Genomic DNA, 5,707 nt, shown 5'->3' on the forward strand with positions numbered 1-5,707 from the left:
CCCTGGAGGACGCCGGCGCCGGCGCGGTGGTGCTGCCCAGCCTGTTCCAGGAAGAGGTGGAGGCCGAGGAGTTGGCTGCCCTGACCTTGCAGGACACCGGGGTGAACTTCGCCGAGTTCGCCTCGGCGCCGCTGCCTGACATCGATTGGGAGAACCTGGGCCCGCAGCGCCACCTCCAGCTGCTCCGCAAGGCCAAGGCCGCCTTGCAGGTCCCGGTGCTGGCCAGCGTGAACGGGACGCGTCCCGGCGACTGGGCGAGGTACGCCCGGCTGCTCGCCGACGCCGGTGCCGACGCCATCGAGCTGAACCTCTACTCGGTCAACACAGACCCTGACGAGTCATCGGCCGAGGTCGAGGAGCGCTACCTGCGCATCATCTCGATGGTGCGGGCGCAGATCGAGGTGCCGCTGGCGGTCAAGCTCTCCCAGCACATCACCGGCCTGAGCAGCTTCGCGCGGCGGGCCGAGGACGCCGGCGCCAACGGACTGGTGCTGTTCAACCGCTTCTACGGCGCCGAGGTCGACCTGGACGGCCTGGCGCTGACCAGCCGGCTGGCGCTGTCCACCCCGGAGGAGTTGCGCTTCCCGCTGCGCTGGATCGGGATCCTGCGCGCCCAGCGGCCGAACCTGTCGCTCGGGGCAACCACCGGGGTGCACTCCGGTCTGGACGCCGTCAAGGCGCTGCTGGTCGGTGCGGACGTGGCCTGCACCACCTCTGCGGTCATCCAGCACGGGCCGGGCCGGCTTGGCCGGATGCTCCACGACCTGCAGACCTGGCTGGTGGAGCACGACTACGAGTCGGTACAGCAACTGCAGGGTTCGATGAGCGCCGACCGGGTCTCCGATCCCGCAGCGTTCGAGCGGGCCCAGTACATGAAGGTCATCACCTCGCAGGTGTGAGCCGTCCCGATCGGGTTTTGGGGCCACAGTGGCCGGCCACGAGCCCCTATCCCCGATCGGATCCCCGCGAACCCCTATCCGAATCCCCGTATGGGGGGTTCGACGCTCCGGGATGAGCCCCGATGTCTGGATCCTCCGGCGCGTTCAGGATTGTCACCAAGAGACCACTCGGGATCGAAAAGTGGAAAGGCAAACACCATGGCTGACGAGAACGTGAACCTCCTCGGGTTGCAGACCAACGTCGACGTTGAAGACGTGCTCTCGGACAACATCGTCGACTCGGGCAACGACAACACCGTCGTTGACGTGGAGACTGACGACATCCTGTCGGACAACGTTGTCGACTCGGGCAACAACAACACCGTCGTTGACGTGGAGACCGACGACGTGCTGTCGAACAATGACGTCAACTCGAACAACGACAACTCCACCGAGACCAACGTCGACGTCGAGGTCGAGGACTCCTTCAACGACAACTCCGACAATCTTGATGTTGAGGACTCCTTCAACGACAACCGCGACCAGTCCACCGAGACCGAGGTCGACATCGAGGACTCCTTCAACGACAACCGCGACCAGTCCGACAACTCCGTCGACGTGGACATCGAGGACTCGTTCAACGAGGACAGCTCCACCAACGTGGACATCGAGGACTCCTTCAACGAGGACAGCTCCACCAACGTGGACGTCGAGGTCGAGCTCAATGACTCGTTCAACGACAACACCGACAACTCGGTGCGCAACCAGGACTCGTTCAACATCACCAGCTCGTTCAACACCCAGACGCTGAACGACTACTCCACCACCGTCGGGGTGCGGCAGTACCAGGCCGGCAACGCTGAGTTCAACTTCGAGAGCTTCCTCGGTGGCGGCTCGGCGGCGGCAGCGGTCAAGGGCGCCTACGGTCACGGTGGCGGCAAGGGCGGCATCGAAGAGCTCGAGATCAACATCGACAACCGCTCCCTGCAGTTCGACCAGTCGGTCAACCAGGTCATCAACACCGGCGACGGCAGCGGCGTGGCCCAGGCGTTCAGCCAGAGCGCGAACGTGGCCTTCGGTGACGACTCGATCGCGGCCGGCGGCGACGTGTCGATCGACAACTCGGTGGTCGACGTTCGGATCGGCGATGTCAACATCGGCAACGAGTACATCACCACGACCATCAACGACTCGTTCAACGACTTCTCGGAGCGTTACGAGCTCGAGGTCGACGTTGAGTTCGAGGATTCGTTCAACGACTTCTCCGACTGGACCCAGTACAACACCTCGGTGAGCGACTCCTTCCAGATCGAGGACTCCTTCACCACCGAGATCGACTCCACCTTCAACAACAGCTGGGAGTGGGAGAACGAAGGCAACATCTTCAGCCCCGGCGCTGCCAGCAACGGCGGCGAGGTCGAGACCGACTTCGAGATCTTCTGATTTTCCGCTGACTGAGAACTCATGGCCCGGTCACCCGCGCAGGGTGGCCGGGCCGTGGCCTTTGATTGCCCTTCATGGTTCAATGAATTTGGTATGCCGGGCCCCGCGATGGTGGAGGAGTATGCATGACTGACCGAGTTGCGGCCGAGCGTCAACGTGGTGCAAGCAGTGCCGCAGCGGCCAGACGAGGCGAACCCGCCGAAACCGGGCAGCCGCTCGACCCGGCAAGCCAGGCGCCGAAACCGGAGGTGCTCGTCGGCCTGGTGGAACAGGTCGGCAGGATGGCGGGACAGGTGGGCCGCGCCGACCTGGTCCAGCGGCTCCAGCAGACCCACTCCCGGCTGCTCGACCCGGCCATCCGGGTAGTGGTCGTGGGCGAGTTCAAGCAGGGCAAGAGCAAGCTGATCAACGCCCTGGTCAACGCGCCGGTCTGCCCGATCGACGATGACGTGGCCACCAGCGTGCCCACCGCCGTTGGCTACGCCCCCGAACCTTCCGCCTACGTGATCAAGCGGGTCGGCGACGGCGATGACCCAGCTGCGAAAGTTGAACGCATCCCCGTCCCAATGGAGGAACTTGCCGAGTACGTCTCCGAGCACGGCAATCCGGGCAACGAACGGAAGCTGGTCGGCGCCGAGGTGCTGATCCCGCGAGAGATCCTCAAGGGCGGTCTGCGGCTGGTCGACTCGCCGGGCGTCGGCGGGATCGACTCGTCAACCGCGCTCACCACGCTGTCGGCGCTGGCATCCGCGCATGCGGTGCTGGTGGTCTCGGACGCGTCCCAGGAGCTCACCGAGCCCGAGGTGCAGTTGCTCAAGCATGCGATGCGGATCTCCCCGAACGTCGCCGGCGTACTGGCCAAGACCGACCTGTACCCGGACTGGCGCGAGATCGAACGCATCGATCGGCGCCACCTGCGCCACGTCGGCGAGATGCCGCTGTTCCCGGTCTCCAGTGACCTGCGGCTGCTGGCGGCGTCCGAACAGAGCCGTGAGCTCAACACCGAGTCGGGGTTCCCGTCCCTGGTCGCGCACCTGCGCAACGACGTGCTGGCCAAGGCCGAGTTGATCAACGCCCGCGCTGCGGTGCACGACCTGGCGTTCGTCACCGAGCAGATGACGGTTTCGCTGCGCTCCGAACTGAGCGCAATCCTGCACCCCGAGGACACCCCCCGGTTGATCGCCGAGCTGGAGCACGCCAAGGCCCGCGCCGAGGAGTTCCGCAGCCGCACCTCCAAGTGGCAGGTGGCCCTCTCGGACGGCATGGCAGACCTGATCTCCGACATGGAACACGACCTGCGCGACCGGCTGCGCCGGGTGCAGCGGGAGGCCGAACAGGCGATCGACGAGGGCGACCCCGGCCCCATCTGGGAGCAGATCTCGGAGTGGATCGACCAGCGGGTCGCCGCGGCAATCTCCGAGACGTTCGTCTGGACCGACGAACGCTCCCGCTGGCTTACCGAAGAGGTGGCCGAGCTGTTCGTGGCCGGCGAGACCTCGCTGCCCCAGATCGAGGTGGGCAGTACCGACGGCGTCCTCGACCCGGTCGAGGCGCTGCCCGGCTTCGACCCGGGCACGATGAGCGCCGGCGAGAAGATCTACATCGGCGTCCGCGGATCGTACGGCGGCGTGCTGATGGTCGGTCTGGCGACCGGCCTGATCGGGCTGTCGCTGATCAACCCGCTGTCGCTGCTGGCCGGCGTCCTAGTCGGCCGCCGCGCCTACCGCGAGGACATGAGCAACCGGCTGACCCGGCGCCGGTTCGAGGCCAAGAACATCGTGCGGCGCTACATCGAAGAGGTCACCTTCCAGGTCTCGAAGGAGCTGAAGGACCGGCTCCGGATGGTGCAGCGCACCGCCCGCGACCACTTCGGGTCGATCGCCGACGAACTGCATCGCTCGCTGTCCGAGGCCGTGCTGGCGGCCAAGCAGGCGGCCGGCTCGTACACCGAGGAACGCGAGAAGCGGCTGCAGCTGCTGCAGACCCAGTTACGACAGCTCGAGCAGTTGCACGCCAACCTGCCCCAACTGGCGCCGGTGCGCGCCAAGGAGGTCATCGGTCGGTGAACTCGCCGCTGCTGACCGGGGCAACCGAACTGGTGCAGGCCGCCCGCGAACTGTATCGCGGGGACGCCGAGGCGACCGCCCTGCTGGTCGACCTGGAGGCCCGGCTGACCGAACCACTTCGGGTCGCGCTGGCCGGCATCGTCAAGGCGGGCAAGTCGACCCTGCTGAACGCACTGCTCGGCGAACAGATCGCCCCCACCGACGCCGGCGAGTGCACCCGGGTGGTGACCTGGTACCGCTACGGCGACACCCCGTCGATCACGCTGCACCTGGTCGAGGGTGAACCGCGACGGATGCCGATCCGGCGGGTGAACGGCAAACTCGTCCTCGAACTCGGCGGGCTGTCACCTGAGGACGTCGACCGGATCGACATCAGCTGGCCCATCTCGGCGCTCAAGGAGGTGCTGCTGATCGACACCCCGGGCATCGCGTCGCTGTCCCAGGGCATCTCGGAGAAGTCGACCGCCTTCCTGGTGCCCGACGACCAGCCGTCGTCCGCGGACGCGATCGTCTACCTGATGCGCCACCTGCACCCGTCCGACCTGAAGTTCCTGGAAGCCTTCCGGGACACCGCGGCCGGGCCATCCCGGACGGTCAATGCGGTTGCCGTGTTGTCCCGGGCCGATGAGATCGGCTCGGGTCGGATCGACTCGCTGCTCTCGGCGGCGAAGGTGGCCCGCCGCTACGAACGGGACGGCGACCTGGCCTCGTTGGTGCTCGGCGTCATACCGGTGGCCGGTTTGCTGGCAGAGGGTGCCCGCACCCTGAAGCAGAGCGAGTTCGCCGCGTTCCGGGAGCTGGCCGGCCTGGACCGGGCGGACCGCGAGGGTCTGCTGGTCTCCGCCGACCGGTTCGTCCGGCCCAGCCAGGTGATCAGCCTGAGCGAGGACGACCGGCGTGAGCTGCTGGTGCGGTTCGGCCTGTTCGGCGTCCGGTTGGCCACCTCGCTGATCCGGGCCGGGGCGACCGACTCGTCGGAGCTGTCCGCCCGGCTCGTCCAGCAGAGCGGTCTGCTCGGCCTCAGCCGGTTCATCCAGCTCCAGTTCGGCTCGCGGGCCGCGACGCTGAAGGTTCGCGGGGTGCTGGAGGGTCTCGAGAAACTGCTGCGCGACAAGCCCAGGCAGGGCGCCGAGCCGATCCTGGGCGGGATCGAACGCATCCAGACCTCGGCGCACAGCTTGCGCGAGCTGTCGCTGCTGTCCCAGGCGCGGGTGTCGGGGTTGCCGCTGCCGCCGGAGGAGGCCGAGCAGGCCGTCCGGATCGTCGGCGGCGACGGTACCGGTGCGACCGTCCGCCTGGGCCTGCCCGAGGACGCGGACC

At 67.0% G+C, this 5,707-nt stretch carries 4 protein-coding genes; all 4 read left to right on the plus strand.

What is annotated here, in order from left to right; all coding sequences use genetic code 11:
* The coding region (locus WBL05_RS11830) for a dihydroorotate dehydrogenase-like protein (protein WP_424226160.1) at positions 1 to 899 on the plus strand (899 nt) is incomplete at its 5' end.
* A 198-nt stretch (positions 900 to 1,097) separates the two neighbouring features.
* The gene (locus WBL05_RS11835) at positions 1,098 to 2,321 is read left to right on the plus strand and encodes a hypothetical protein (RefSeq protein WP_424226162.1); all 1,224 of its coding nucleotides are present in this window, start codon (positions 1,098 to 1,100) and stop codon (positions 2,319 to 2,321) included.
* 125 nt (positions 2,322 to 2,446) lie between these two features.
* The gene (locus WBL05_RS11840; RefSeq protein ID WP_424226163.1) at positions 2,447 to 4,387 is read left to right on the plus strand and encodes a dynamin family protein; all 1,941 of its coding nucleotides are present in this window, start codon (positions 2,447 to 2,449) and stop codon (positions 4,385 to 4,387) included.
* On the plus strand, positions 4,384 to 5,707 hold a 1,324-nt coding region (locus tag WBL05_RS11845), incomplete at its 3' end, for a dynamin family protein (RefSeq protein WP_424226164.1). The genes WBL05_RS11840 and WBL05_RS11845, both read left to right, overlap by 4 nt.

The sequence above is a fragment of the Brooklawnia sp. genome (assembly GCF_049651565.1).
Classification (GTDB): Bacteria; Actinomycetota; Actinomycetes; order Propionibacteriales; family Propionibacteriaceae; genus Brooklawnia.